The following is a 23,875-nucleotide window of genomic DNA, read 5'->3' as shown; positions in this document are numbered from 1 at the left end:
CCATGGACGAGACCTCCGCCGCCGCGCCTTCGGGGGAGCTCGCGCGTCCTCGGCGGCGCGGCGTGTGGATCGTCCTCGCCGTCCTGACCGCCGTCGCCGTGGTGGTGCCGTCCGGCCTCAGGCTCTCGGTCCAGGCGATCCGGCGGACCTCGACGGCGGTCACGCCCTACCAGCACGCGATCAAGGAGGTCCGCCTCGACATGGCCCAGGCCAACGTTTCGGTCGCTCCGGGCCCGGCCGGGGAGGCGCGGGTCTACAAGCGGCTGAGCTGGGCGGTGACCGAGCCCCGGGTGGACGAGCAGCTCGTCGGCGACGTGCTGTACGTCACGTTCCGGTGCGCGGATCCGGAGGACTCCCTCAGCGGCCTGGGCTGCGATGGCGACATCGACGTGCAGGTCCCGCCGGGCGCCCGGGTGTCGGCGGTGTCCCGGGTGGGGCGGATCGACGTCCGGGGGCTGACCGGTGATCTCGACCTCCGCACGGGCTCGGGGAGGATCGGGCTCGCGGACGTGCGGGGCCGGGTGCGGGTCCGGGCCAGGTCGGGCGAGATCGCGGCGACCGGGCTCGCGTCGCCCGAGATCCTGGCGCAGGTGTCGTCCGGCAGGCTGGACCTCCGCTGCGCCGAGCCGCCCGGCAGCGTGGAGGCGACGGCCGGATCGGGCGCGGTGCGGCTGATCGTCCCGCCCGGCTCCCGCTACCGTGTGGTCGGCTGGACCGGCTCCGGAACGGCCCATCTGAACCGGGCGCTGGCGGACGACCGCTCGGAGCGGAGGCTCTCGGTGTACAGCGACTCGGGCTCGACCTATGTCGACTATCGGGATGACTGACCACGCACGATGCTGTTCTGGCGATTTGCGCCATCTGTCTCCACCCGGTTAACTGATGACATGACCGCCGTACGCCCCCGCTCCGCGCGCAGCCCGCTGATCAGGCAGGCCACCGGGCGTCCGTGTCGCCGTCGAATGTGTGACGTCTGAGGGCCCCCGCCTGAGCCTCGCGCCCCGAAGCGAGCGAACTCCCGAGACCCGAGCCGCGCATGAACTTCCGACGCCACCTGCTGAGCAACGCCCCGTACCCGCCGGGACGCGCCTGACCGCGCCCCCCGCGGGGCGCCGGCCGACGCCATGGCCTGAGCGCTCCGCCCCGGTACGAGCACGCCCTTCCCGCTGAGGGCCGACCATCCACGCCCGCACCGTCGCCGCCCGTGGCGGCGCCCGCACGCACGGACGATTCCCTGTGATCCAGATCGAAAAACTCCGGAAGGTCTACCGCGCCCGCGGGCGCGAGGTGACCGCCGTCGACGGCGTCGACCTCACCGTCCCCGAGGGCGAGATCTTCGGCGTGCTCGGACGCAGCGGCGCCGGCAAGAGCACCCTGCTGCGCTGCGTCAACCTGCTGGAGCGGCCCGACGCGGGCCGCGTGGTGATCGACGGGCGGGACCTGCTGACGCTGAACGGCGCCGCGCTGCGCCGGGCGCGGCAGGGCATCGGCATGATCCACCAGCACTTCGGCCTCCTCGGCAGCCGCACGGTCGCGGGCAACGTCGCGTTCCCGCTGGAGGTCATGGGCGTGCCGCGGGCCGAGCGGTCCGCGCGGGTCGCCGAGCTGCTGGACCTCGTCGGCCTCACCGACCACGCGCGGGCCTACCCCGCGCAGATCTCCGGCGGCCAGAAGCAGCGCGTCGGCATCGCCCGCGCGCTCGCCGGCCGCCCCAAGGTCCTGCTGTCGGACGAGGCGACGTCCGCCCTCGACCCCGAGACCACCGCCTCGATCCTGGAGCTGCTGCGCGACCTGAACCGCCGGCTCGGGCTGACCGTCCTGCTCATCACCCACGAGATGGAGGTGGTCAAGCGCATCTGCGACTCGGCCGCCGTCATGCGGGACGGCCGGTTCACCGAGTCGGGGCCGGTGACCGAGCTGCTCGCCCGCCCCGGGTCGGAGCTGGCCCGCGGCCTGTTCCCGCTGCCGCCCGCCGCGCCGCGGGACGGCTCGACCGTCATCGAGGTCACCTTCGTCGGCGGCGCCACCGACCAGCCGTTCGTGTCCGCGCTGGCCCGCAGGTACGCGCTGGACGTGAACATCCTCGGCGGCGCCGTGGAGACGGTCGGCGGCGAGCGCGTCGGGCGGCTCCAGCTCGAACTGCCCGGCGACCCGGCGTCCAACGCGGAGCCGATCGCGTTCCTGCGCGAGTCGGGGCTGGCCGTCGAGATCAGAACGGCGGCGGGTCCGGCGGGCACCGCCGACACCGGAACCGCCGGGACCGGAACCGCCGGAACCGGCGCGGACCGGGCGTCCGGGACCGCCGCGAGCATCGAGGAGGACGCGCGATGACCTGGGACGAGGTCACGCCGCTGCTGTGGCCCGCCACGCGGGAGACGCTGTACATGACCGGTGTCTCGACGCTGTTCACCGCGGTGCTCGGGCTGCTGATCGGCGTGCTGCTGGTGATCACCGAGCGCGGCGGGCTGCTGCCGGCGCCGCCGGTGAACCGGGTGCTCGGCGTCGTCGTGAACGTCGGCCGCTCGCTGCCGTTCCTGATCCTGATGGTCGCGATCATCCCGTTCACCCAGGCGCTCGTCGGCACCAGCATCGGCAACACGGCCGCGATCGTCCCGCTCACCATCGGCGCGATCCCCTTCTACGCGCGGCTCGTCGAGATCGCGCTGCGCGAGGTGGACCCGGGCGTGATCGCCGCCGCGGACGCGATGGGCGCCACCCGCCGCGAGATCGTCGGCAAGGTGCTGCTGCGCGAGGCGCGGCCGGGCCTCGTGTCCGGGCTGACCGTCACCGTGATCGCGCTGATCGGCTACACCGCGATGGCCGGCACCGTCGGCGGCGGCGGGCTCGGCAACCTCGCGGTCGTCTACGGCTACGAGCGCTTCGAGGGCAAGGTCATGCTCGCTACCGTCGTGCTGCTCGTCCTGCTCGTCCTCGTCATCCAGGCGATCGGGGACTTCACCGCCCGCCGCCTCACCCACAAGTGACCGCACATCGGGTAAGACCCGGATAGAGAAAGGCACTCCTCGTGCTCCGCAAGATCACCATCGCGCTGGCCTCCGTCGGACTGCTCGCGGGCCTCACCGCGTGCGGCTCGTCCGAGGCGTCGAACGACGCGGACGCGCCGCTGAAGGTCGCGGTCAACCCCGTCCCGCACGGCGACATCCTGAAGTACGTCAAGGACAACCTGGCGTCCAAGGCCGGGCTGAAGCTGGACATCGTGACCTTCGACGACTACGTCCAGCCCAACAACGCGCTGAAGCAGAAGCAGGTCACGGCCAACTACTTCCAGCACGTGCCGTTCATGCAGGAGTTCGAGAAGAGCTCCGGCACGAAGCTGGCGTTCGTCGCGCCCGTCCACCTGGAGCCGCTCGGCGTCTACTCCAAGAAGGTCAAGAGCCTCCAGGCCGTCCCGCAGGGCGCGACCGTCGCGGTCCCGAACGACCCGGCGAACGAGGGCCGCTCGCTGAAGCTGCTCGCCGACAACGGCGTGCTGACGCTGAAGCCGAACGCGCCGACGAGCGCGACGGAGCGGGACATCGCGAGCAACCCCAAGGGCCTGAAGTTCAAGCCGCTCAAGGCCGCGCAGCTGCCCCGCTCGCTGGACGACGTGGACCTGTCGGTCATCAACGGCAACTACGCCATCGAGGCCGGCCTCGCCCCGAACAAGGACGCGCTCGTCGCCGAGAAGGCCGAGGGCAACCCGTACGCCAACGGCATCGTCACCCTGCCGGAGAACAAGGACGACCCGCGCGTCAAGAAGCTGGTCGAGCTGCTCCGCGGTCCCGAGGTGAAGAAGTTCGTCGAGGACAAGTACAAGGGCTCGGTGCTCATCGCCATCTCCTGAACCCGTGAGGGGAGCCCCGGGCGGCCGGTCATACCGGTCACCCGGGGCTTTCGCGTGCGCCCTGGCGTTCGAGCACGGCTGAAACGCCCCGGTCTGTCCGTCCGTGCTGATAGGACATTGCCGACGCATCCACGAACGGGGATCCATGGGCATCTATCAGCATCTTGAGGAGTACGCCGGGCTTCCGGTGTTCAGGTTCGGCTGCGACACCAGACCGGACGAGGACCGGCTCCCGCCCGCCGCGGAGGCGGCCTGGTACGTCGGGACGGGCTTCGACGAGGACGACTTCGCCGACGTCTTCGCGCGGTTCCTCGGCGCGGTCGACACGCGCGAGGTCACCGCGCTCGTCATCGGCTACTGGGGCGCGTCCTACGACGACGGCGCCGGCGACCCCGTGGCCGCGCTCACCGGCGCCGCCGCGTCCCTCTTGAACCTGCGGGCGCTGTTCCTCGGCGACATCACCGGGGAGGAGTCGGAGATCTCCTGGATCGAGCACGGTGACGTGACGCCGCTGCTGGAGACCTTCCCCGGCCTCGAACGCTTCGAGGTCCGCGGCGCGCAGGGCCTCGTGCTCGAACCGATCAGGAGCGAGCGGCTGAAGGTGCTGCGGCTGGAGTCCGGAGGGCTGCCAGCGCCGATCGTCCGGGCGGTCGGTGCGAGCGACCTGCCCAACCTCGAACACCTTGACCTCTGGCTCGGCGAGGAGAACTACGGCGGTGACGCCACCGTCGCCGACCTGGCCCCGATCCTCGGCGGCGAGCGGCTGCCCGCGCTCCGGCACCTCGGCCTGGAGGACGCCGAGATCCAGGACGAGATCGCGGCGGCCGTCGCCGGGGCGCCGGTCGTGGCGCGGCTGGAGTCGCTGAGCCTCGCGATGGGCATCCTGACCGACCAGGGCGCGGAGGCACTGCTGTCCGGCCAGCCCCTCACCCACCTGCGCGCGCTCGACCTGCACCACCACTTCCTGTCCGACGCCATGGTCGAACGCGTCCGGAGCGCGCTGCCCGGCGTGGAGGTGAACCTGGACGAGCAGGAGAAGCCGGACGGGGACTGGCACTACATCGCGGTGTCCGAATGACGCTCAGCGCGCCCCTGGAGGAGTTCGCCGGCCTGCGCGCCGTCACCGTGGACGGCCCGCCGGAGCCGGGCGACGGGCCGCTCCCCGAGCCCGGCGAGGTGGCCTGGGCGATTCGCCAGCGGGAACGCGACGGCCGGTGGATCGGCACCTTCGCGGAGGCGTTCGACTGGTTCCTCGGCAACGTCGACACCGCGCAGGTCACCCACCTGGTCGTGGGCTACTGGGACCACGACCTCGACCTGCACACGCTGCTGATCGAGGTGGCCGGGCGGTTCCCGCGGCTGCGGGCCCTGTTCCTCGGCGACATCCTGGACTGGGAGCTCCACATCTCCTGGATCCAGCACGGCGACATCACACCGCTGCTTGCGGCGTACCCGGATCTGGAGCACCTGGAGATCCGCGGCGCCTCCGACCTGGCGTTCGAGCCGCTGCGCAGCGAGCGGCTGAAGGTGCTGCGGATCGAGTCCGGCGGGCTGCCCGCCGAGGTCGCGCGGGCGGTCGCGGCGAGCGATCTGCCCGCACTGGAGCACCTCGACCTCTGGTTCGGCTCCGAGTGGTACGACGGCACCACGTCCTACGACGACGTCGCGCCCCTGCTGACGGGCGAGCGGCTGCCCGCCCTGCGCCACCTCGGCCTGGAGAACGGGCCCTTCCAGGACGAGCTGGCCGAGGGCCTCGCGTCCGCTCCGGTCGTGGCGCGGCTGGAGTCGCTGAGCCTGGCGATGGGGATGCTGACCGACCGCGGCGCGGAGGCGCTGCTGACCGGCCAGCCCCTGACCCACCTGCGGAGGCTGGACCTGCACCACCACTTCCTGTCCGGGGAGATGCAGGAGCGGCTGCGGGCCGCCCTCCCCGGCGTCGAGGTCGATCTGGACGACGGCCGCGGCGAGCCCGACTGGCTCGACATCGGGTATCCGCCGAGCAGCGCGCTCTACATCGCGGTGTCGGAATGAGGTTCGTCGTCATCGGCACGCCCGGCGACCGGCGGCCCGCGCTGTTCGCCGCGGCGTGCCGGGCGTCCGGGCTGCCCGAGCCGCGACTCATCCCGTGGTCGGACGTGCTGCGGGGCGGCGGCGTCGGCGCCGTCCCGGGGGACCTGGTCCGGATCGACTCGCCGGGCGAGGACCCGGAGGCCGACGCCCTCCTGCGCGGCCCCGGGCACCCGGCGCGTGTCGGCGGCGGTGCCGCGTGGCACCGCGCCTTCACGGCGGCGCTGGAGCGGATCGACGGCTCCGTGAGGCGGGCCGGTGCGCGGCTCGTCGGGGACGTCGAGGACATCGCGGCCATGTTCGACAAGCGCCGGTCGCATGCCCGGTTGCGGGTGGCCGGAGTGCCCGTCCCGCCCGCGCTGCCGCCCGTCGAGGGTTACGCCGAACTGCGGGCCCGCATGGACGAGGCGGAGGAGCGGCGGGTCTTCGTCAAGCCGGCGCACGGCTCGTCCGCGTCCGGGGTCGTGGCGTTGCAGATCGCACCGGACGGCCGCCGCGTCCGGGCGGTCACGTCGGCCGCCATGACGCCGGAGGGGCCGTTCAACTCGCTGCGGGTCCGCACCTACGCGACGGAACGCGAGGTCGCGGCGCTGATCGACGCGCTGGCGCCGGACGGCCTGCACGTGGAGCGGTGGCTCCCGAAGGCGGCGGTGGGCGGACGGGTCTTCGACCTGCGCGTCGTCGTCATCGGGGGTGAACCGACCCACGCGGTGGTGAGGACGAGCCGCAGTCCGATGACCAACCTGCATCTGGGCGGCGCCAGAGGCGACCTGGACGCGGTGCGGCGCGCGCTGGGCGAAGACGGGTGGACGCGGGCGCTCGACGTGTGCGCGCGGGCCGCCGCGTGCTTCCCCGGGAGCCTCATGGTGGGCGTCGATCTGCTCGTCTGCATGGGCATGAAGCGGTTCGCGGTCTGCGAGGTCAACGCCTTCGGCGACCTGCTGCCCGGCCTGACGGGATTCGCCGACGGCCCGGCGGAGGGACTCGACACCTACACTGCCCAGGTCAGAGCCACTTTGTCTGCTTCGCCGGAGATCGTCCCAGCATGTACGACATGAACGAGGTGATCGGCAGCCACGACGTGCTGCTGGTGACGCTCGACACGCTGCGCTACGACGTGGCCGCCGAACTGGCCGCGGCGGGCGGGACGCCGACGCTCGCCGGGCTGCTCCCCGGCGGCCGGTGGGAGCGCCGCCACACCCCGGGCAGCTTCACCTACGCCGCGCACGCGGCGATGCTCGCCGGGTTCCTGCCGACCCCGGCGTCCCCCGGGCCGCACCCCCGGCTGTTCGCCGGGAGCTTCCCGGGCAGCGAGACGACGGCGAGCGGCACCTGGACCTTCGACGCGGCAGACCTTCCGTCTGGGCTCGCCGACGCCGGTTACCACACGGTATGCGTGGGCGGCGTCGGCTTCTTCAACAAGCTGACCCCGCTCGGCTCGGCCCTGCCGTCGCTGTTCGCCGAGAGCCACTGGGAACCCGAGTTCGGCGTCGCGGACCCGGATTCGCTGCCCAACCAGATCGACCGCGTCGCGTCCGTCATGGACCGGCTGCCCGCCGGGCGGAGGCTGTTCCTCCTGCTCAACGTCGGCGCCCTGCACCAGCCCAACTGGTTCTACCTGGACGGGGCCACGCGCGCCCACGGCGACACGCGCGCCAGCCACGCCGCCGCGCTCCGGCACGTCGACGCCCACCTGGGCCGCCTGTTCGACCTGATGCGCCGTCCCTGCTTCGTGATCGTCTGCTCCGACCACGGAACGGCGTACGGGGAGGACGGCCACACCGGGCACCGCATCGGCCACGAGGTCGTGTGGACCGTTCCGTACGGGGAGTTCGTGCTTTCGTGAAGCCAACCGGTCTGACCTCGACCAGCCTGAAGCCGACAGGGCCTTACCAGAGCTACGTCTACGCGTACCCGCACAAGACCGCCTACCGGCCGCTCGACCCCGCGCCCCCGCTGAGCGACGTGTGGGCGGGGGAGACGCTCGACGCCCTCTTCCTCTACCTCCACGTGCCCTTCTGCGAGATGCGGTGCGGCTTCTGCAATCTCTTCACGCGGACGGGAGCGCCCGAAGAGCTGACCGGCGCCTACCTGAACGCGCTCGACCGCCAGGCCACCGCCGTCTTGGACGCACTCGACACCGCCGGGGGCGAGGCGGGGGACCGTGCCTCGTTCGCGACGGCGGCGTTCGGCGGCGGCACACCGACCTACCTGAACGCGTCCGAACTGGAGCGCCTGTGTGACATCGCGGGCCGGTTCCCCGGATTCGGCGAAGTCCCCCTCGGAGTGGAGACGTCCCCAGCCACCGCTACCACCGACCGCTTGAGCGTCCTCGCCGAACGAGGGACGACGCGTGTCTCCATCGGCGTGCAGAGCTTCCTGGACGAGGAGGCGAGGGCCGCCGTCCGTCCGCAGAAGCGCGCCGAGGTGGAGGCCGCGCTCGAACGCATCCGCGCCGCCGGGTTCCCCACGCTGAACATCGACCTCATCTACGGGATCGACGGCCAGACCCCGGCGACGTGGCTGCACTCCCTGAACGCCGCGCTCGCCTGGCGCCCGGAGGAGCTCTACCTCTACCCGCTCTACGTCCGCCCGCTGACCGGGCTCGGCCGCCGCGCCCGCGACTGGGACGACCAGCGCCTCACCCTCTACCGGATCGGGCGGGACCACCTGCTCGCCCACGGATACGAGCAGGTGTCCATGCGAATGTTCCGGCTGCCGTCCGCCGCCGCGGGCGGCACCGAGTACTGCTGCCAGACCGACGGCATGGTGGGCCTCGGATGCGGAGCCCGCTCGTACACCACCGACCTGCACTACTCCTTCGAGTACGCGGTCGGTGCCGGCCCGGTGCGCTCCATCATCGACGCGTACGTGCGTGAGCACGACTTCACTACCGCACGCGTGGGCTTCCGCCTGAACGACGACGAGCGGAAGCGCCGTCACCTCCTCCAGTCTCTCCTCCAGGCGAGCGGTCTCAACCGGACCTCCTACCGCGCGCGCTTCGGCACCGACCCACTTGACGACTTCACAGCCGACCTCGCGGCGTTCGAGCAAGCCGGGTGGCTGGAGACGACGCCCGACACAGTCGCGTTGACCGCCGAGGGACTCGCGCACTCCGACGCCATAGGCCCGGCCCTGTTCTCCCAGCGCGCGCAGGAGCTGATGGACGCCTACGAGGCACGCTGATGGACCACCTCACGATCCTGTACCGGGGCCCGCTCGCGAGCTGCGACTACGACTGCCCCTACTGCCCGTTCGCCAAGCGGCGCGACACGTCCGAGCAGCTCCGGGCCGACCGCGCCGCGCTCGAACGCTTCACCGCCTGGGTCGCGGACCGCGACCACCCTGTCTCGGTGCTCTTCACACCCTGGGGAGAGGGCCTCGTCCGGTCCTGGTACCGGCACGCCCTCGTCCGGCTGAGCCACCTCCCGCATGTCGAACGCGTCGCGATCCAGACGAACCTGAGCCACCGGACGTCGTGGACGAGCGACGCCGACCCGTCCCGGCTGGCCCTGTGGGCGACGTACCATCCCGGCCAGGTCCCCTACGAGCGGTTCCTCGGCAAGTGCCGCGACCTGGCGGAACGGGGCATCCGCTTCAGCGTCGGCATCGTCGGGCAGGCCGAGCACCTCGCCGCCGCCCGCCGCCTCCGCGCCGACCTGCCCGCCGGAACCTACCTGTGGGTCAACGCCGCCGAAGGACGCGTGTACGACGACGCCGAGGCCGCCGCCTGGACGGACATCGACCCCCTCTTCCCCGTCAGCCGCCTGCCGCACGCCAGCCGCGGCCTCCCGTGCCGTACCGGCGAGACCGTCGTGTCCGTGGACGGCGACGGCACCGTCCGCCGCTGCCACTTCGTCCCCGCCGTCCTGGGCAACCTGTACGACGGGTCGTACCTCGACTCCCTGGCGCCACGCCCGTGTCCCCTCGACACGTGCGACTGCCACATCGGCTACGTGCATCTGGAGCCGCTGGGCCTTTACGACACCTTCGCGGGCGGCGTCCTTGAGCGCATCCCCTCACTACTCCGCCAGATCTAGCTTCGGGATGCGGCCCGCCGACCCGACCCGAGGATGTCCCTAAGAAGGCGAGGCCGGTGTTTGGGGCGGGACTGCAATTCTCCGCCACCGCGACCACACTGTGCGATGCTCCGATTACTCACGGCCCGGATCCGGTCCGTGGCTGACCGTGTCGGGATTCGGCATCGGCGTTGGCACGTTGCAACACGTCAAGGGCCTGTTTGGCCCCGTGCACGTCCGCCGCCGAAGGCGCATGCTTGCGGGTAGCCGGCCGTTGGAAGGACGCGGGCGGCCGGTCGTCGCCGCGGCGGGACGGCCGGCGGGCGGCGGTCGGCGCTGCCCCGACCGCGGTGGTCCGCGCCGGCGCGGCCGTACGTTAGGCGGGCCTGTGAACTTCCTGGAACGACCTCATTTCGTCCTCGCGCTGAACCCGGTCGAGGCGGCGGTGCGCACCGCCCGCGACGTCGTCCGGACCGCCCTGGAGGACTGGGACCGTCCGGACACCAACGGCGACGTCGAGCTCATCACCAGCGAGCTCGTCACGAACGCGATCCGCAACGCCAGCACCGTCACGCTGGTGCTCTACCTGCCGGACGACAAGTCGGCGGTGGTGGAGGTGTGGGACGACAACCCCGACGGGCCCGCCGAGGTCACCGCGGACGCGCACGCCGAAGGAGGCCGCGGGCTCCAGCTCGTCGGAGCGCTGGCACGCGCGTGGGGCTGGCGCACCACCCGGGACGGGAAGGTCACCTGGGCCCAGACCTCGGAGCTCTGACCCGCGCGGGCCGCACGCCCCCCCGGCGCCGCCCCGCGCCGCCCCGCTGGGCCGCACGGCCCCCGCGCCGCCCCGCTTGAGCCTGCGCTCACGAGTAAGGGCGGGTGTCCTTTGGTGGCAGGGGAAGTGCTGCCAAAGGACACCCGCCGGGACCGGCTCTCACCGGCCGCCTGGGAGGCTCAGGTCTGCTTCTCCGGGTGGTAGTCGGCCTCGTCGACGCCGAACGTCCACGCGACACCGGCCCGCGCCGTCCGGGTGGAGGGCGGAACGCGAAGGTAGTAGGTGCGGTGCGTCCCGTCCGGCTCCGGTGTGGAGTTGACCACCTCCACCATGACGACGGGCTCGTCACCGGGCAGGTCGATCGACCACAGGACGCCGGTCTCGTCCCGGTGCAGGGGACGCGCACCGGTCTCCGCCAGGTAGCGGTCGTAACCGAAGACCTCCAGCATCACCCGGCGCAGCTCCGCGTTCTGCTCCGCCGAGATCCGCTCGGGCGTGAGCCCGCTCAGCGACTCGACGAAATCCGGCGGGATCGGCATGCCGCGCCAGGCGTGCAGCGCGAACCCGTCCGGATAGGCGACGGCCGGACCGTCGCCGCGATGCAGCCTGCCGGGCTCGTCGCGGTACAGCTCGCTCGGACGCTCCGAGAGGACGACCAGCCGCTCGTACGGCCACCACCAGCCCGCCGACCGCGCGACCTGCGCGAGGCCCGCCAGCGGACCGTCGAGCCGTCCGAGCGACTCGAACAGCGCCAGCCACGGCGCCTCGTGCTGGCCCAGCACCGCGTCGAGCGTGGCGGAGCGGAGCAGGGACTCGGCCCGGTCGCGCACGGACGAGTCGGCATCGCCGCCCGCCCGCTCGGCCGCGGAGCTCCCGCTCGCGATCGCTCCGATGGCGCCGCGCACGCGCGTCACGAGCGACTGCACCTGCTCCCACAGGAGCCCTCCGGTCTCGGCCCACACCCGCGGCCACTGCTCCGGCCCCTGTTCGGAGCAGGCCGCGGTGCGCTCCGCCTCCCACGGACGCGTCCGGACCTCCGTCAGAACGCTCGCACCCGCGCTCACCCTGACGAAGTCACGGCTCCCACTGGAATCAGCCGTCCCGCCGACACCGCGTGTCTCGGTGAGGGCGGACGTGTGGCTGGAGTCGAGCGTCCCGTTGGGAGGGGATGTGCTCGCTGAGTCGGAGTCACCCTCTTGGAGGTCGGCCAGAGCGCGGTCGACGAGGTCGTCCAGCCCGGCCGCCCTCAGTGCCTCCTCGTGCCCGGCCAGGACGGCGGCCACGGCGGCGCCCCGCGCGGGGGAGGGCACCCAGACGTATCGTTCGGGAGCCGTGAGACCGGCGGCGGCGTAGGCGGCGGCGACACCCGCCTCCGCCCGGTCGCGGTCGGCGGCGCCCGTGCCGAACGCGACCACCTGCCAGTCGGCGACGACGTAGTGCGCCGCACGCAGCGTTCCGGTGACCATGCCGGGCCTCAGTCCGCCACGACCCGGACGGAACCGGGCACGTACTCGCGCTGCCGGATCACCCGGTACCAGCCCTTGGGCAGGGTGATGGCCGCGTGCTCCTCATGCACCAGACGTCCGCCGGACGGCAGATGGAGATGGTCGGGCGCCAGCGGATCGGGAACCCGCAGGAGCGAACCCGGCGCGGAGAGGGCGTGCGCGTGGCCCGTGGCCTCGCCCAGTGCCAGGACCATGCGCCCCCGCCCGTCACGCGGGGCCGGAGGCAGGTCCCGTACGGACTGCGGGACCGACTCCTCGGGCACTGGCAGGATCAGGATGTCTCCCTGTCGGTACATGGGAGGAACGTATCCGCCGCCACTGACAATTCAGCGGCGGCCGGTCCCGCCCGGCTCAGATCCCGCGGGTACGGCGGGCCGCCGGACGGGCCCAGCGTCCGGACGCGCTCAGGCCGACGCGCTGGAACGCGCGCACGAGCTCGCCGCCGAGGTTGACGCCCGCGCCGAGCGCGAGTGCCACCGACAGCGCCCCGATGAGGCTGAGCACCCCCGTCCGCGGCGCGCCGGTGTTCAGTTCCACCATCCCCCGGTACAGCATGGTGCCGGGGAGCAGCGGGCTGATCGCGGGCACCACGTACGGCATCACCGGGGCACCGTGCCGCCGCGCGAGCCAGTTCGACAGGACGCCCACGACGGTGGCCGCCACCGCCGAGGACACCACGGGCGGAACGTTCCAACCCAGCAGCAGCACGTACAGGCCCCAGATCAGCCCACCGCCGAGCGCCGACGCGGCCAGGACCTCCCGCGGCGCCGCGAGCGACGCCGCGAACGCCACCGAGATGGCGGCCGCGGCCAGCAGCGGGACGGGCTCCAGCGTCGCCGGGGTGCTCGGCAGGTGGCTCACGTCGATCGGCACGTCCAGCTTCACCGCGGCGTAGACGATCGCGCCCAGCCCCGACACGATCGCCGCGACGATGAAGAAGACCTCCAGGAGCCGCGCCCCGGCGCTTACCAGGTCGCCGGTGATCCCGTCCTGGATGCTCGCCACCAGAGGGCGCCCCGGCAGCAGCGCCAGGATCGCCCCGGTGACGATCGTCGCCGCCTGCCCGGGTTCGCCCAGCGCCACCACCACCGCCGCGCCCGTGGCGCCGATCGCGGCCGCCACCGCCAGCTGGAAGAACTCGACGATGCCGCGCCGCGCCAGCACGGCCCCCGCGCGGTCGCCGAGCAGCGTCGCGGCGAACGCCGTCCCCGCGACGAGCGGCCCGCCGCCCGACAGCACGCTCGCGGACGCCGCGATCAGCCCCAGCGACATGACGAGCAGCCACGCCGGATACGGCGGGCGCCCCCTCTTGACCTCCGCGAGCCGCCGGTGCGCCTCGTCCAGCTCCAGCATGCCGATGGACGCCTGCTGGACGAGGTCGTGCAACGCGGTGAGGCGCCAGTAGGCGGGAGTGCGGCGCCGGATGGCGCGCGCCCCCGTCACCGGGACCGCGCCCTTGCCCGGGTGGGTGCTGACCAGGAGGCTGGTCAGCGTGACCTGCACCTCGCAGCGCGGCAGCTCGTAGGCCAGGGCCAGGCTGAGCATGGCCTCGTTGACCCGCTCGGTCGTCTCCCCGCTCGCCAGCAGCAGTTCGCCCACGCGGAGGACGAGGTCGACGGCCCGCGGATCGACGATCTCGCCCGGGTCGTCCTCGGGCGGCTCGGGAGGCGAGCCGTCCATCAGCACCTGCCAGGTCCGCCGCAAGCGTTCCGCCGCGCCCATCCGCCGCCCGTGCCCCTTTCCCGCTGTAACGGATCGTGCACGGGCAGGCTACCCAGGACGCCGCCGTCCGCGATCACGCGGGGTTATCCCCAGAACGCGGTTCGGGTGCGAGTGGTCTCGCGGCGCTGATACCAAAGGGGGATGAGCACCAACGAGGGACTCCGCAACGAGGCCGAGCGGTGCCTGCGCGCCCTCGCCGGCGACCGCGCGCGGCTCCGCGACGACCAGTGGACCGCGATCCACGCCCTGGTCGTCGAGCGGCGCCGGGCCCTGGTCGTCCAGCGCACCGGCTGGGGCAAGTCCGCCGTCTACTTCGTCGCCACCCGCCTCCTCCGCGAGCGCGGCGCCGGCCCCACCGTGATCGTCTCCCCGCTGCTCGCGCTGATGCGCAACCAGATCGAGGCCGCCGACCGGGCCGGCATCTCCGCCCGCACCATCAACTCCGCCAACACCGACGACTGGGAGCGGATCTTCGCCGAGGTCGAGGCCGGCGACGTCGACGTCCTGCTCGTCAGCCCCGAGCGGCTCAACAACCCCGACTTCCGCGACCTCGTCCTGCCCAAGCTCGCCGCGGGCGCCGGCCTCGTCGTCGTCGACGAGGCGCACTGCATCTCCGACTGGGGCCACGACTTCCGCCCCGACTACCGCCGCCTGCGCACCCTGCTCGCCGAGCTGCCGCCCGGCATCCCCGTCCTCGCGACCACCGCCACCGCCAACGCCCGCGTCACGCAGGACGTCGCCGAGCAGCTCGCCGGCGACGACGCCCTCGTCCTGCGCGGCCCCCTCGAACGCGAGTCGCTGCGGCTCGCCGTCGTCACGCTGCCCACCGCCGAGCAGCGCATCGCCTGGCTCGGCGAGCACCTCGGCGACCTGCCGGGCTCCGGCATCATCTACACCCTCACCGTCGCCGCCGCCCACGAGATCACCGGCTACCTCCGCGAGCGCGGCCACGAGGTCGCCGCCTACTCCGGCCAGACCGAGCAGGCCGAGCGGCTCCAGGCCGAGCAGGACCTCCAGGACAACAGGCTCAAGGCCCTCGTCGCCACCAGCGCGCTCGGCATGGGCTTCGACAAGCCCGACCTCGGCTTCATCGTCCACGTCGGCGCCCCGCAGTCCCCGGTCGCCTACTACCAGCAGATCGGCCGCGCCGGCCGCGGCGTCGACCGCGCCGAGGTCATCCTCCTGCCCGGCCCCGAGGACCGCGACATCTGGGCCTACTTCGCCGGCCTCGCCTTCCCGCCCGAGCACATCGTCCGCGGCACCCTCGACGTCCTCGAAACGGCCGGCCGCCCCCTGTCCACCAGCGCCCTCGAACCGCAGGTCGACCTCAACCGCGCCCGCCTGGAGATGATGCTCAAGGTCCTCGACGTCGACGGCGCCGTCCGCCGGGTCAAGGGCGGCTGGACCGCCACCGGCCGGCCCTGGTCCTACGACCGCGAGCGCTACGAGCGCGTCACCGCCGAGCGCCGCCGCGAGCAGCAGGCCATGCTCGACTACATCGCCACCACCGGCTGCCGCGAGCGGTTCCTCCGCGACCAGCTCGACGACCCCGCCGCCGCCCTGTGCGGCCGCTGCGACAACTGCACCGGGAACCACTGGCCCGCCGACGTCTCCTCCGAGGGCACGGCCCGGGCCCGCGACCGCCTGCACCGCCCCGGCGTCGACATCGCGCCCCGCCGCATGTGGCCCACCGGCGTCAAGGACGACCTCGGCGTGTCCGGCCGCATCAAACCCGAGCATCTCGCCGAGACCGGCCGCGCCCTCGGCCGCCTCACCGACATCGGCTGGGGCAACCGCCTGCGCGATCTGTTCGCCGCCGGCGACACCGACGTCCCCGCCGACATGATGGACGCCGTCGTCAAGGTCCTCGCCGCCTGGGACTGGGCCGCCCGCCCCACCGGCGTCGTCACGATCGGCTCGCACTCCCGCCCGCGGCTCGTCACCGGCTTCGGCCGCGGCATCGCCGAGATCGGCCGCCTGCCCTACCTCGGCGAGCTCGTCCCCACCGGCGAACCCGTCCCGCGCCGCCACAACAGCGCCCAGCGCCTCCGCTCCGTCTGGAACGCCCTGGCCGTCCCACCCGACCTGGCCGCCGTCCTCCCCGACAGCCCCGGCCCCGTCCTCCTGGTCGACGACCGCGTCGACACCGGCTGGACCATGACCGTGGCCGCCCGCCTCCTCCGCGAAGCAGGCGCCCCAGCCGTCCTCCCCCTAACCCTGGCCACCCCCAACTAGAGCGCCCCGCAATGGGCGTCGCGCAGGAGGGCAGTCGACTTTGAGACACGTCCTCCCCACCCCGCAGGTCAGCTGTCCTCTGCGCGACGCCCGATCACCACCTCGCGGCCTCGTCGTCAGTGAGACGGCCCACCCCCCTCCGCGGGGCAGCTACAGGAGCGGGGTCATCAGGGTGTCGTGACCGCCCCGGCGAAGCCGGACGGCCGGAGTGTCGCCCGCGGAGGCGGGCAACACTCCGGAGGCCCGCGTCAGTAGTACTCGACCCACAAGTTGTGACCACCGCCCGAGGGGTAGTCGCAGTACCAGTTCCTCCAGTGGCCGGCGTCGTGCCCCGCGTCTCCGGTGGCCAGACACTTGTCGAGGCTGCTGAAATGACCCCAGTACGAGTAACCGGCGGCCTTGAGGCTCGTGGAGTGCGGGGCCGCCGGCTGTGCGGCCGCCGAGGCGGGTGCCGAAGCGAAGAACGTGGCAGCGACCGCGGTCGCCGCGAGGACGAGGACTCGATTTCCCGATGCGCGCAAAGCCGCCTCCTGGGGATCGTTGCCGGCAGGCGCCGACGCTACGTCCGACCCTCGGTCACCCTGCTCGTCTCGACCAGGACAGCAGGAGGACGCCCACCGGACACTCCGGCGGCACGAGCCCGGCAGGCGAGAGCATCCCGCTGGACGAGCAGCAACCCACAACCCGCACCGACCACACGCCCCCCGCCGCTGTCCATCCCCCCGGGCGAACGCGACTCCTCCGTTATCCATCCCTGCGGGGAACGCGGCCCCTTCGTTGTGCATCCCTGCGAGTGAACGCGACCCTTTCCGGTGGCCGTGCCCCGTCTGGGCGCAGGCCACCAGCGCGACACGCCGCAGCGAAGGGTGTCCCGAGCGCCGTTGAAGCACCCCTGCTTGACGAGACACCTTCAGGTTCGCCGCCGAGTCCGGCACTGCGGCCTGAGTGCCATCGATCGCGACCACGAGCAGCCCGCGATAGCGCACCGCAGCCGTCGCTGTCGAGGCCGCTGAGCCTGCCGGAAACTCGAACAGCGCTGCGACGGCGCGGCCCGCAGACGCTGTCGTGCTTGCCGCAACGTGCTGTCGCTTGGGCGGACGGGAGCCAGCGCGCCCAGCCCGGCACACACCCGGTCCCACACCCCGGCCAGCCCAACTCGCCGGCCAGCCCAACTCGCCGGCCAGCCCAACTCGCCGGCCAGCCCAACTCGCCGGCCAGCCCAACTCGCCGAACAGCCCAACTCGCCGAACAGCGCCCCGGCCGGCAGCAGACACACCACCACCCGCGCCGGCGGCAGCCGGATGCGCTCCTGCACCGACCGGGCGCTGTCCAGCACGTCATCGACCATCTCGAACGGCACGCTCCGGGTCAGCTCGCCGATATGGCCAAGCCCGAACGCCCCGGCCGCTACCCTGATCGTCCGTCTTGTGGCAGCTTGATCCAGCAGCGGAGCGCTCGTAGGGCGCTTATCAGGCTTCGGGGAAGGCGAGCTCGGGGTTCACGCCGTCGGCGAGCAGGAAGTACCCGAGGAAGGTCACGCCATCCTCTTGCGCGTCGAAGCGTGCGATGCGGACGCCCTCGGGTTCGTAGAACACATCGCCGGGCTTGAGCACGGCCTCGGGCTCGCCCTCGATCTGGTAGACCGCCGAGCCGGTCTCGATGCTGCCGAAGACCGGCCCGTTGTGGATGTGCAGCCCACCGGCGTACCTGGGTGCGATAGTGATCCGCCGGACCTCGACGCGCTGGGCGGCCAGCGTTTCCGGCAGTTCCTGGTCCATGACGATGGCACGGCTGACCGGCGGCGTCGGCTCGGTCCGTTCTCCGGCCCGGCTGCTGTATTCGGCGTCCGTCACGGTCTCGCCGAACTGCGCCGTCCTCCCGTCCTCGGGCAGTTCCTCAATGGCCAGATGGGTCATCGCGCCATCGAGCGTCGCGCCGTGCCAATGCCACTCGTCGGCCTCGATCAGCACGGCGTCGCCCGTGCCGATGGTCTCGATCTCTCCACCGCGGCGCTGCACGAGCCCCGTGCCTTCGGTGACCACGAGTACCTGCCCGATCGGGTGACGATGCCAGCGCGTGCGGGCTCCGGGCGCGAAGCGGACGCTGTCGACCCGCGTACGCGACGGGCCGTCGGGGGTGGCGAGTTCTTCGACGCGGGCGTCGCCGGTGATCCACTCGGACGAAACGGACTCCCCGGTGCGCGGGGCGCGGGATATGCGCATGCTTCTCGTGCTTCCTTTGATCTCGGGGGGTGTTCGGTGATCAGCGGACGGCAGACGCGCCGAGCAGCGCGAGGGTGCCCTCGATCGCCTGGTCGAAGGGCTGTGCGCTGTCCGCGGCCCGGGCGAGGACGTAGCCGCCCTGAAGTGCGGCGACGATGGCCGACGCTGTGGCCGCCGGGTCGATGGCCGGGCTCAGCTCTCCGGCTTCCACGCCTTCCGTCACCACGCCCGCCAGGCGGCTGCGCAGCCAGGCGAAGGTCTCCTCGACCGGCTCCCGGAGGACGGGTGCGGCCATGACGTCCGGATCCTGGGTCAGCCGGCCGATCGGACAGCCCTTCAGGATGTCGCGCTCACGACGGAGGTAGGCCGAGATGCGCTCTAGAGCAGTGCCCGGACCGGAGAGCTGAGCGTCTACGCCGGCGCGCATCTCCTCGGCCGTGCGGTCGATGGCGGCCCGTGCCAGCTTCTCCTTGCCGGAGAAGTGGTGGTACATGCTGCCCTGGCCGGCGTCGGCCAACTGCTGGATGCTCTTCGGGCTGGTCCCGACGTAGCCGCGCTCCCACAGCAGGGTGCGGGTGCTCTCGATAAGGCGTTCCCTCGTGCTCACGAGCCCAGTGTACATACTGATAGGTACAGAATCACGACGCGGGCACGGCGCGCGGGCACGGCGCGTGGGCACGGCGCGTGGGCGTGGCGCGTGGCGCGTGGGCGTGGCGCGTGGCGCGTGGGCGTGGCGCGTGGGCGCGGTACGTGGAAGGTCGCTGTGGCTGGCCGTAAGGAAATGCCGTGGGTGGAGCTGTGCTCGGTCGATGAGGGATCGGCGGTGGCGGCGGCGCTGGTTCCGCGGACGAGGAGGGCCGCGCGGTCGGCGTGTGCTTCCTGCACTCCTACGCGAACCCGCGCACGAGCTCGCTTTGCGGGACGTGCTGCGCCGCGAGCATCCGGACGCGGTGTTGTCGCTGGGGAAATGAGGCGGTGGGTTGGGGGTTGGGCGGGGGAGGTTCTCCCTCTCAGGTTTGGGTTGTGGGTTCCCCGTGCGGGGCGATGTGCGGTCGATCTCGCGTCGTCCACGCTTCGGTGCATGAAGTTACTTGCGAAGACCGCGGGGGTTCTGGTGGTAGGGCTTGCCGCGGTGATGGCCGGCGGGATGGTCGCCGTGCCGGCGGGCCGCGCGGGAACGACGCAGAAGACCGCGCAGACGGTGGCGCGGGAGACGGCCGACGGGTGTGTGCCGGTGTCTGATGCGGTGTGCGGGACGATCCGGGTGCCGCTGGTGCGGGCGCGTCCGGGGCTGGGCGGCATCACGGTGGCCTACGTGCTGATCAAGCACCGTGACACGTCGCGGCCTGCCAAGGGAACCGTGACGATCAACCCCGGTGGCCCAGGCGACTCCGCGATCGCGTACGCCGACGCGTACGCGCGGATGTTCGGCGGGCTGCTCAAGGACCATGACCTGCTGCTCGTCGACCCGCGCGGAGTCAACCGCTCCGACCCGCTCGCCTGCGGGACGCTCGGTTCGCCGCCCGCGACACGGCAGGCCTTCGTCCAGGCGGTCGGTGACTGCGGTCGGCGGTTGCGCGACAGGGCGCGCGGCTACACCTCGGCGGAGACCGCCGACGACATCGACGCCGTCCGGGCCGAGCTGGGGATCGGGCGGCTGGACCTGATCGGGGAGTCCTACGGTACCTACCTGATGACGGTCTATGCGCAGCGGCACCCGACGCGGGTGCGCTCGATCGTGCTGTCCAGCGCCTATCCGCTCGCCGTGGACATGTGGGGGCGTCCCAACGTGCGGGCCGCGCGCCGCGCACTGCGGCTCGTGTGCCAACGCAGCGCCGGTGCCTGCGACGGCGACCAAGTGCTGCGCGACATCGAGCAGCTCGCACAGCGGCTGCGCGCCCGGCCGATCCCGTACACGCTGGACGGGCAGCGGCGGCGGCTGGACGACACCGCGCTGGCCTCCATCGTCTACGACGCGACCAAGGCGGCGCCCGCCGGTATCGGCGACGTCCCCGCGATGGTCCGCGCCGCGCTGCGCTCCGACGACGCGCCGCTGATCGAGGCCGCGCGGCAGGTGGCGCCGCTGAGCGGGTCGGCGCTGCGCCGAGACGAGGCGCAGCCCTTCAACCCGGAACTGGCCGCGACCGTGGTCTGCAACGACTACCCGACGCTGTGGGACCGCGAGGCGTCGCCTGCGGTGCGGCTCCGGCAGTTCGCGGCGGGGCGCGCTGCGCTGGCCGAGCGGGACTACCGGCCCTTCGGCAAGCGGGCCTGGACCAGCATGAGCTACGAGCTGGGGAACACCTGCGTCCGCTGGCCCGACCGCCACGGCCCGAGCCAGCCGACCGGCGGGCCGTTCCCGGACGTCCCCGTGCTGGTGACGTCCGGCGATCTGGACGCGAACACCCCGACGGAGACGGGCCGCCAGGCCGCGCGCCAGTTCCGCCGCGCCGCGGTCGTGGAAGTGCCCAACACCGGCCACGTGCCGGAAACCGAGCCGAGCGGTTGCGTCGCCGCCATCCAGACAGGTTTCGTCCGTGACCTGCGGGTTCCCGACACTGCTTGTCTGGCTCAGATCCCACCCGTCGCCGTGCGCCGCTAGGTGGCTGCCGCGGCGACGCGTCCCACCTGGCTCACCCCCCTCGTCGCCGTGCGCCTTTAGGCGTCCGCCGCTGAGCCCTCGAATGTGCTGGTCAGAGGGCGCTGCGGGTCAGGTCGTGGATGGCTTCGCTCATGGTGACCGGGTCGACGTCGCCGAGCGGTACCGGGTTCTCCGGGGAACGGGACGGGGCCGGGCCCGCCCAGAGGGCGCTGATCTCCTGGTCCTCGCCCGAGCCGTACATGTAGTAGTCGAGGCCGGGGGTCAGGTCCGCGATGACGTAGAGGCCCGTGGGGTCGCGGCGGGCGAGCCAGCCGCCCGCGAACTCGCCGTCGGCGTTCAGGGATTCCCAGCGTCCCTGGGAGTGTCCTTTGGCCTTTCCGTAGGGCAGGACGAGCCCTTCCAGCCGGGTGAGGCGGTGGGCGGTGCGCTCGTCGTCGGTGAGGCGGTGGAAGGGGCGTCCGAGCTGCTCGAACGGCTGGAGGATCTCGTAGTCGGCGAACAGTTCCGACCAGGTGTCGAGGTCGTCCAGGAGGATCGGGTGGGCGATGCTGACGCGGGCGTCCGGCGGCGGGGTGAACGGGTCGTCGTGGACGTCGGCGTAGGTGCGGTCTTCGGCCACGCGGAAGGCGGTGCCGCCATCGGTGATCCACACGAGGCGGCGGGCGATGTGGCCCAGCAGGGGGTGGGTGACGAAGAGGGCGTGGAGGTCGTCCGGTGTCCAGCTCCGCCGGGTGATCATCGCCAGTTCGAGGCGCCTGATCTCCTGGTCGGCGATCGTGCGCAGGTCCTTCCTGAGGCCGGTGAACAGGGCGTGCGCGGCGGGGGCGAGGGTCGGGTCGTCCTTGGGGCCGGGCTTGGGCGCGCTCTTGCGGACCTTGCCGTTCGGCTCCACGACCAGCGGGACGAGCTGCTGGTCGAAGGTCACGGTGAACCGGCGCGGGCCGTAGTCGAGGGTGAGGGTGCCCTCGGCGTCGAGCCCGAAGTCGGGGACGGCGCGGTCGGCGAGGGCGTCCGGTGTGATGCCGCGCGCGGCGGCGATCTGGTCGATGGTGCGGGCCGCCTTCGCCTTGAGGCCCTTGTACTTGCCGCGGCGGGTCAGCTCGAACAGGTGGGTGAGGGCGACGTCGGAGCCGATCCGGGCGAGGACGTCGAGGGCGGCGGTGGCGCGGGCGGTCGCGCTCTCGCCCGGCCAGGACCTGATCAGCGGGCTGAGCCGCCGCACGGTCGTGTCGTCGCCGAGCAGGCCGAGCTGGGTCATGGCCCACCTGTGCTTGGTCGGCGCGCCGAGCACGTGCCAGCGCTCGAACAGCGCCCAGGAGAACTCGGCCAGCGAGTGCCGGTCGCAGAAATCGCGGACGGCCGAGACGTCAGGGGCCGTCGCGGCGAGCAGGTTCAGCAGGCTACGGGTGGCGCCGGCCGGGAGTGCCCGGTCGCGGCCGCGTGTGAGGATCCGGGGGAGGAGCGCCGGGTCGGCCCAGGCCGCCTTCGAGGTGCGGGACGGCTTGCCCGCGAGGACGTCCGGCAGGTCGGTGCAGTCGGGGACGGGCGGGCGGGGCGCGAGCGACTCGGCGGGGCCGGGAGGCAGCAGTTCCCGCAGGTCCGGGTCGGTGTGCAGCAGTTCCCGCAGGATGCCGGCCGCGCGCAGGCCCCGGGTGGTGCCGTCACCGGCCAGCGGTGCCAGCGCGTGCATGGCCTGCACGGGGTGGCGGTCGGCCGCCTCCTTGAGGGTGGCGGGCACGTCCGGCACGGCCGTGTAGTCGACCAGCATGTGGAAGACGATCTCGTCGGGTATCTTCAGGAGTGCCTTCAGGATGATCCTGCGGGTCTCGGTACTGCTGAAGGCGTGGGCGAGCGTGCGTTCCAGGAGCGGGAGGGCGTTCGAGCCCAGCCCGTCGAGCAGCGTCCCGATCACGGCCGGGGTCACCGGAGTCCAGCCGATCCGCTCGGCGTGCGCGGCGGTGGACAGCGAGCAGAGCACGTGCTCGTGGTCGAAGCCGCCGAACATGTCTTGCAAGGACTCGCTCGTCCAGGCGGACTCGGTCGGGACGAGGTAGGAGGCCGTGCGGCGCCTCAGGGCGTCGCCGCGGTGCGCGGACAGGCGTGCCACGGCGTCGCGGTACTCGGTCTCGGGCGCCGCGGCCAGCAGCGTGCGGAGCCGTTTGGTCACCGCGTCCTCGGCGATCCACTGGGGCGCGCCGAAGTACTCGTCGGACGTGCTGCGCCGTATCTCGCCGCGCCACCCCGTGGACGGCGTCATGTACGCGACGAGCCGGATCACGCCGTCGGCGCCGGGTCTCGCCACACGAGGCGCCGGGCCCAGGGCGACGGAGGACGCCTCGGTCACCGCGCAGGCGGCGAAGGCGAGGCCGTGGTCCAGGACCCACGCGTCCAGGAAGGCCGCGCCGTCGACGTCTGGGAGATGGTTGACGGCGATCGAGGCGACGGCCGCGGCGCCCGCCGGGTCGGGGTCGCCGTCCAGCCAGGCTTGGACGGCCTTGCCGAGCTCCGGGTCGGTCCGCTCGTGCCCGAGCATCTCCTCCGCGATCGGACGGGCCGCGGCCAGCCAGTCGCGTGCCCGCCGCGCGGCGTCCTCGTCGGGGACGATCGCCGGGCCGGGGATGCCGCCGCGCCTCGGATGGATGAGCTCGTGCCACTCGGCCGGAACGCCCGCCTTCTTGACCATGGCGCCGCACGCTAGCCCCCGCGGCCGACATTTCCAGCGGGCGAAACCGACGCCGGAGCGGGCGCCGCTGCGTGCGCCGTGCGGGCGCAGCTGCGGGTCCGTGCAGGCGCCGGTGCGGGCGGAAGAGCGCGGCGGGGCGGCGCGCCGGGGGAGCGCGCCGGGGGAGCGTGGCGGGGCAGCGCGCCGGGGAACGTGCCGGTG

General features: G+C 72.8%; 20 protein-coding genes. 13 read left to right on the top strand and 7 right to left on the bottom strand.

What is annotated here, in order from left to right; all coding sequences use genetic code 11:
• Positions 1 to 2: 2 nt before the first annotated feature.
• From E1300_RS28280 to E1300_RS28230, 11 genes are all read left to right on the top strand, one after another.
• Positions 3 to 827 carry a DUF4097 family beta strand repeat-containing protein gene (locus E1300_RS28280; RefSeq protein ID WP_131760129.1) on the top strand — a complete coding sequence of 275 codons (825 nt, stop codon included), beginning with the start codon at positions 3 to 5 and terminating at the stop codon, positions 825 to 827.
• A 409-nt stretch (positions 828 to 1,236) separates the two neighbouring features.
• Entirely contained in the window at positions 1,237 to 2,331 is a 1,095-nt protein-coding gene (locus tag E1300_RS28275) for a methionine ABC transporter ATP-binding protein (protein WP_131760128.1), read from the top strand.
• Positions 2,328 to 2,984 (top strand): methionine ABC transporter permease, encoded by a 657-nt coding sequence (locus tag E1300_RS28270; protein WP_131760127.1) that lies wholly within the window; start codon positions 2,328 to 2,330, stop codon positions 2,982 to 2,984. Before E1300_RS28275 ends, E1300_RS28270 begins: the two co-directional genes overlap by 4 nt.
• A 41-nt stretch (positions 2,985 to 3,025) precedes the next feature.
• Positions 3,026 to 3,844, top strand: a complete 819-nt coding sequence (locus E1300_RS28265) for a MetQ/NlpA family ABC transporter substrate-binding protein (protein ID WP_131760126.1) — start codon at positions 3,026 to 3,028, stop codon at positions 3,842 to 3,844.
• Between the two features lie 145 nt (positions 3,845 to 3,989).
• On the top strand, positions 3,990 to 4,922 hold the full coding sequence (locus E1300_RS28260) for an STM4015 family protein (RefSeq protein WP_131760125.1): 933 nt from the start codon (positions 3,990 to 3,992) through the stop codon (positions 4,920 to 4,922).
• The gene (locus E1300_RS28255; protein WP_131760124.1) at positions 4,919 to 5,875 is read left to right on the top strand and encodes an STM4015 family protein; all 957 of its coding nucleotides are present in this window, start codon (positions 4,919 to 4,921) and stop codon (positions 5,873 to 5,875) included. Before E1300_RS28260 ends, E1300_RS28255 begins: the two co-directional genes overlap by 4 nt.
• On the top strand, positions 5,872 to 6,969 hold the full coding sequence (locus tag E1300_RS28250; RefSeq protein ID WP_131760123.1) for an STM4014 family protein: 1,098 nt from the start codon (positions 5,872 to 5,874) through the stop codon (positions 6,967 to 6,969). The genes E1300_RS28255 and E1300_RS28250 overlap by 4 nt, the downstream gene beginning before the upstream one ends.
• A complete protein-coding gene (locus E1300_RS28245) occupies positions 6,957 to 7,757 on the top strand; it encodes an STM4013/SEN3800 family hydrolase (protein ID WP_131760122.1) in 801 nt (266 codons plus the stop codon). The genes E1300_RS28250 and E1300_RS28245 overlap by 13 nt, the downstream gene beginning before the upstream one ends.
• Entirely contained in the window at positions 7,754 to 9,097 is a 1,344-nt protein-coding gene (locus E1300_RS28240; RefSeq protein ID WP_242619440.1) for an STM4012 family radical SAM protein, read from the top strand. The genes E1300_RS28245 and E1300_RS28240 overlap by 4 nt, the downstream gene beginning before the upstream one ends.
• Entirely contained in the window at positions 9,097 to 9,951 is an 855-nt protein-coding gene (locus E1300_RS28235) for an STM4011 family radical SAM protein (RefSeq protein ID WP_131760121.1), read from the top strand. The genes E1300_RS28240 and E1300_RS28235 overlap by 1 nt, the downstream gene beginning before the upstream one ends.
• Before the next feature lie 367 nt (positions 9,952 to 10,318).
• Positions 10,319 to 10,705, top strand: a complete 387-nt coding sequence (locus tag E1300_RS28230) for an ATP-binding protein (protein ID WP_165503033.1) — start codon at positions 10,319 to 10,321, stop codon at positions 10,703 to 10,705.
• 179 nt (positions 10,706 to 10,884) lie between these two features.
• On the opposite strand, the gene E1300_RS28225 is transcribed toward E1300_RS28230, so the two are convergent.
• The 3 genes from E1300_RS28225 to E1300_RS28215 are packed head-to-tail and all read right to left on the bottom strand — an operon-like array spanning position 10,885 to position 13,932.
• Entirely contained in the window at positions 10,885 to 12,171 is a 1,287-nt protein-coding gene (locus E1300_RS28225) for a DUF6745 domain-containing protein (protein WP_131760119.1), read from the bottom strand.
• A gap of 8 nt (positions 12,172 to 12,179) precedes the next feature.
• Positions 12,180 to 12,506 carry a DUF8820 family protein gene (locus E1300_RS28220; RefSeq protein ID WP_131760118.1) on the bottom strand — a complete coding sequence of 109 codons (327 nt, stop codon included), beginning with the start codon at positions 12,504 to 12,506 and terminating at the stop codon, positions 12,180 to 12,182.
• 55 nt (positions 12,507 to 12,561) lie between these two features.
• Positions 12,562 to 13,932, bottom strand: a complete 1,371-nt coding sequence (locus E1300_RS28215; RefSeq protein ID WP_242619439.1) for a threonine/serine exporter family protein — start codon at positions 13,930 to 13,932, stop codon at positions 12,562 to 12,564.
• A 141-nt stretch (positions 13,933 to 14,073) separates the two neighbouring features.
• Between E1300_RS28215 and E1300_RS28210 the strand changes: the two genes are divergently transcribed.
• On the top strand, positions 14,074 to 16,167 hold the full coding sequence (locus E1300_RS28210; RefSeq protein ID WP_131760117.1) for a RecQ family ATP-dependent DNA helicase: 2,094 nt from the start codon (positions 14,074 to 14,076) through the stop codon (positions 16,165 to 16,167).
• A 910-nt stretch (positions 16,168 to 17,077) separates the two neighbouring features.
• Here the strand turns inward: E1300_RS28210 and E1300_RS54050 are convergent.
• The 3 genes from E1300_RS54050 to E1300_RS28195 all read right to left on the bottom strand — a co-directional run bounded on the left by E1300_RS54050 (position 17,078) and on the right by E1300_RS28195 (position 18,996).
• Positions 17,078 to 17,548: a transposase domain-containing protein gene (locus E1300_RS54050; protein ID WP_370785229.1), complete on the bottom strand. Its 471-nt coding sequence runs from the start codon at positions 17,546 to 17,548 to the stop codon at positions 17,078 to 17,080.
• Between the two features lie 88 nt (positions 17,549 to 17,636).
• Positions 17,637 to 18,389: a (R)-mandelonitrile lyase gene (locus tag E1300_RS28200; protein ID WP_131760115.1), complete on the bottom strand. Its 753-nt coding sequence runs from the start codon at positions 18,387 to 18,389 to the stop codon at positions 17,637 to 17,639.
• A gap of 40 nt (positions 18,390 to 18,429) precedes the next feature.
• Entirely contained in the window at positions 18,430 to 18,996 is a 567-nt protein-coding gene (locus E1300_RS28195; protein ID WP_131760114.1) for a TetR/AcrR family transcriptional regulator, read from the bottom strand.
• 474 nt (positions 18,997 to 19,470) lie between these two features.
• On the opposite strand from E1300_RS28195, the gene E1300_RS28190 reads away from it, so the two are divergent.
• Positions 19,471 to 20,991, top strand: a complete 1,521-nt coding sequence (locus tag E1300_RS28190) for an alpha/beta fold hydrolase (protein ID WP_131760113.1) — start codon at positions 19,471 to 19,473, stop codon at positions 20,989 to 20,991.
• A gap of 91 nt (positions 20,992 to 21,082) precedes the next feature.
• Here the strand turns inward: E1300_RS28190 and E1300_RS28185 are convergent, their stop codons facing one another.
• A complete protein-coding gene (locus tag E1300_RS28185; RefSeq protein ID WP_131760112.1) occupies positions 21,083 to 23,674 on the bottom strand; it encodes a DUF4132 domain-containing protein in 2,592 nt (863 codons plus the stop codon).
• Positions 23,675 to 23,875 lie beyond the last annotated feature (201 nt).

The organism is Actinomadura fibrosa, from assembly GCF_900659615.1.
Lineage (GTDB): Bacteria > Actinomycetota > Actinomycetes > Streptosporangiales > Streptosporangiaceae > Spirillospora > Spirillospora fibrosa.
Note: the sequence above shows the minus strand (reverse complement) of the source record. Positions and strands in the feature narration are given on the sequence as shown.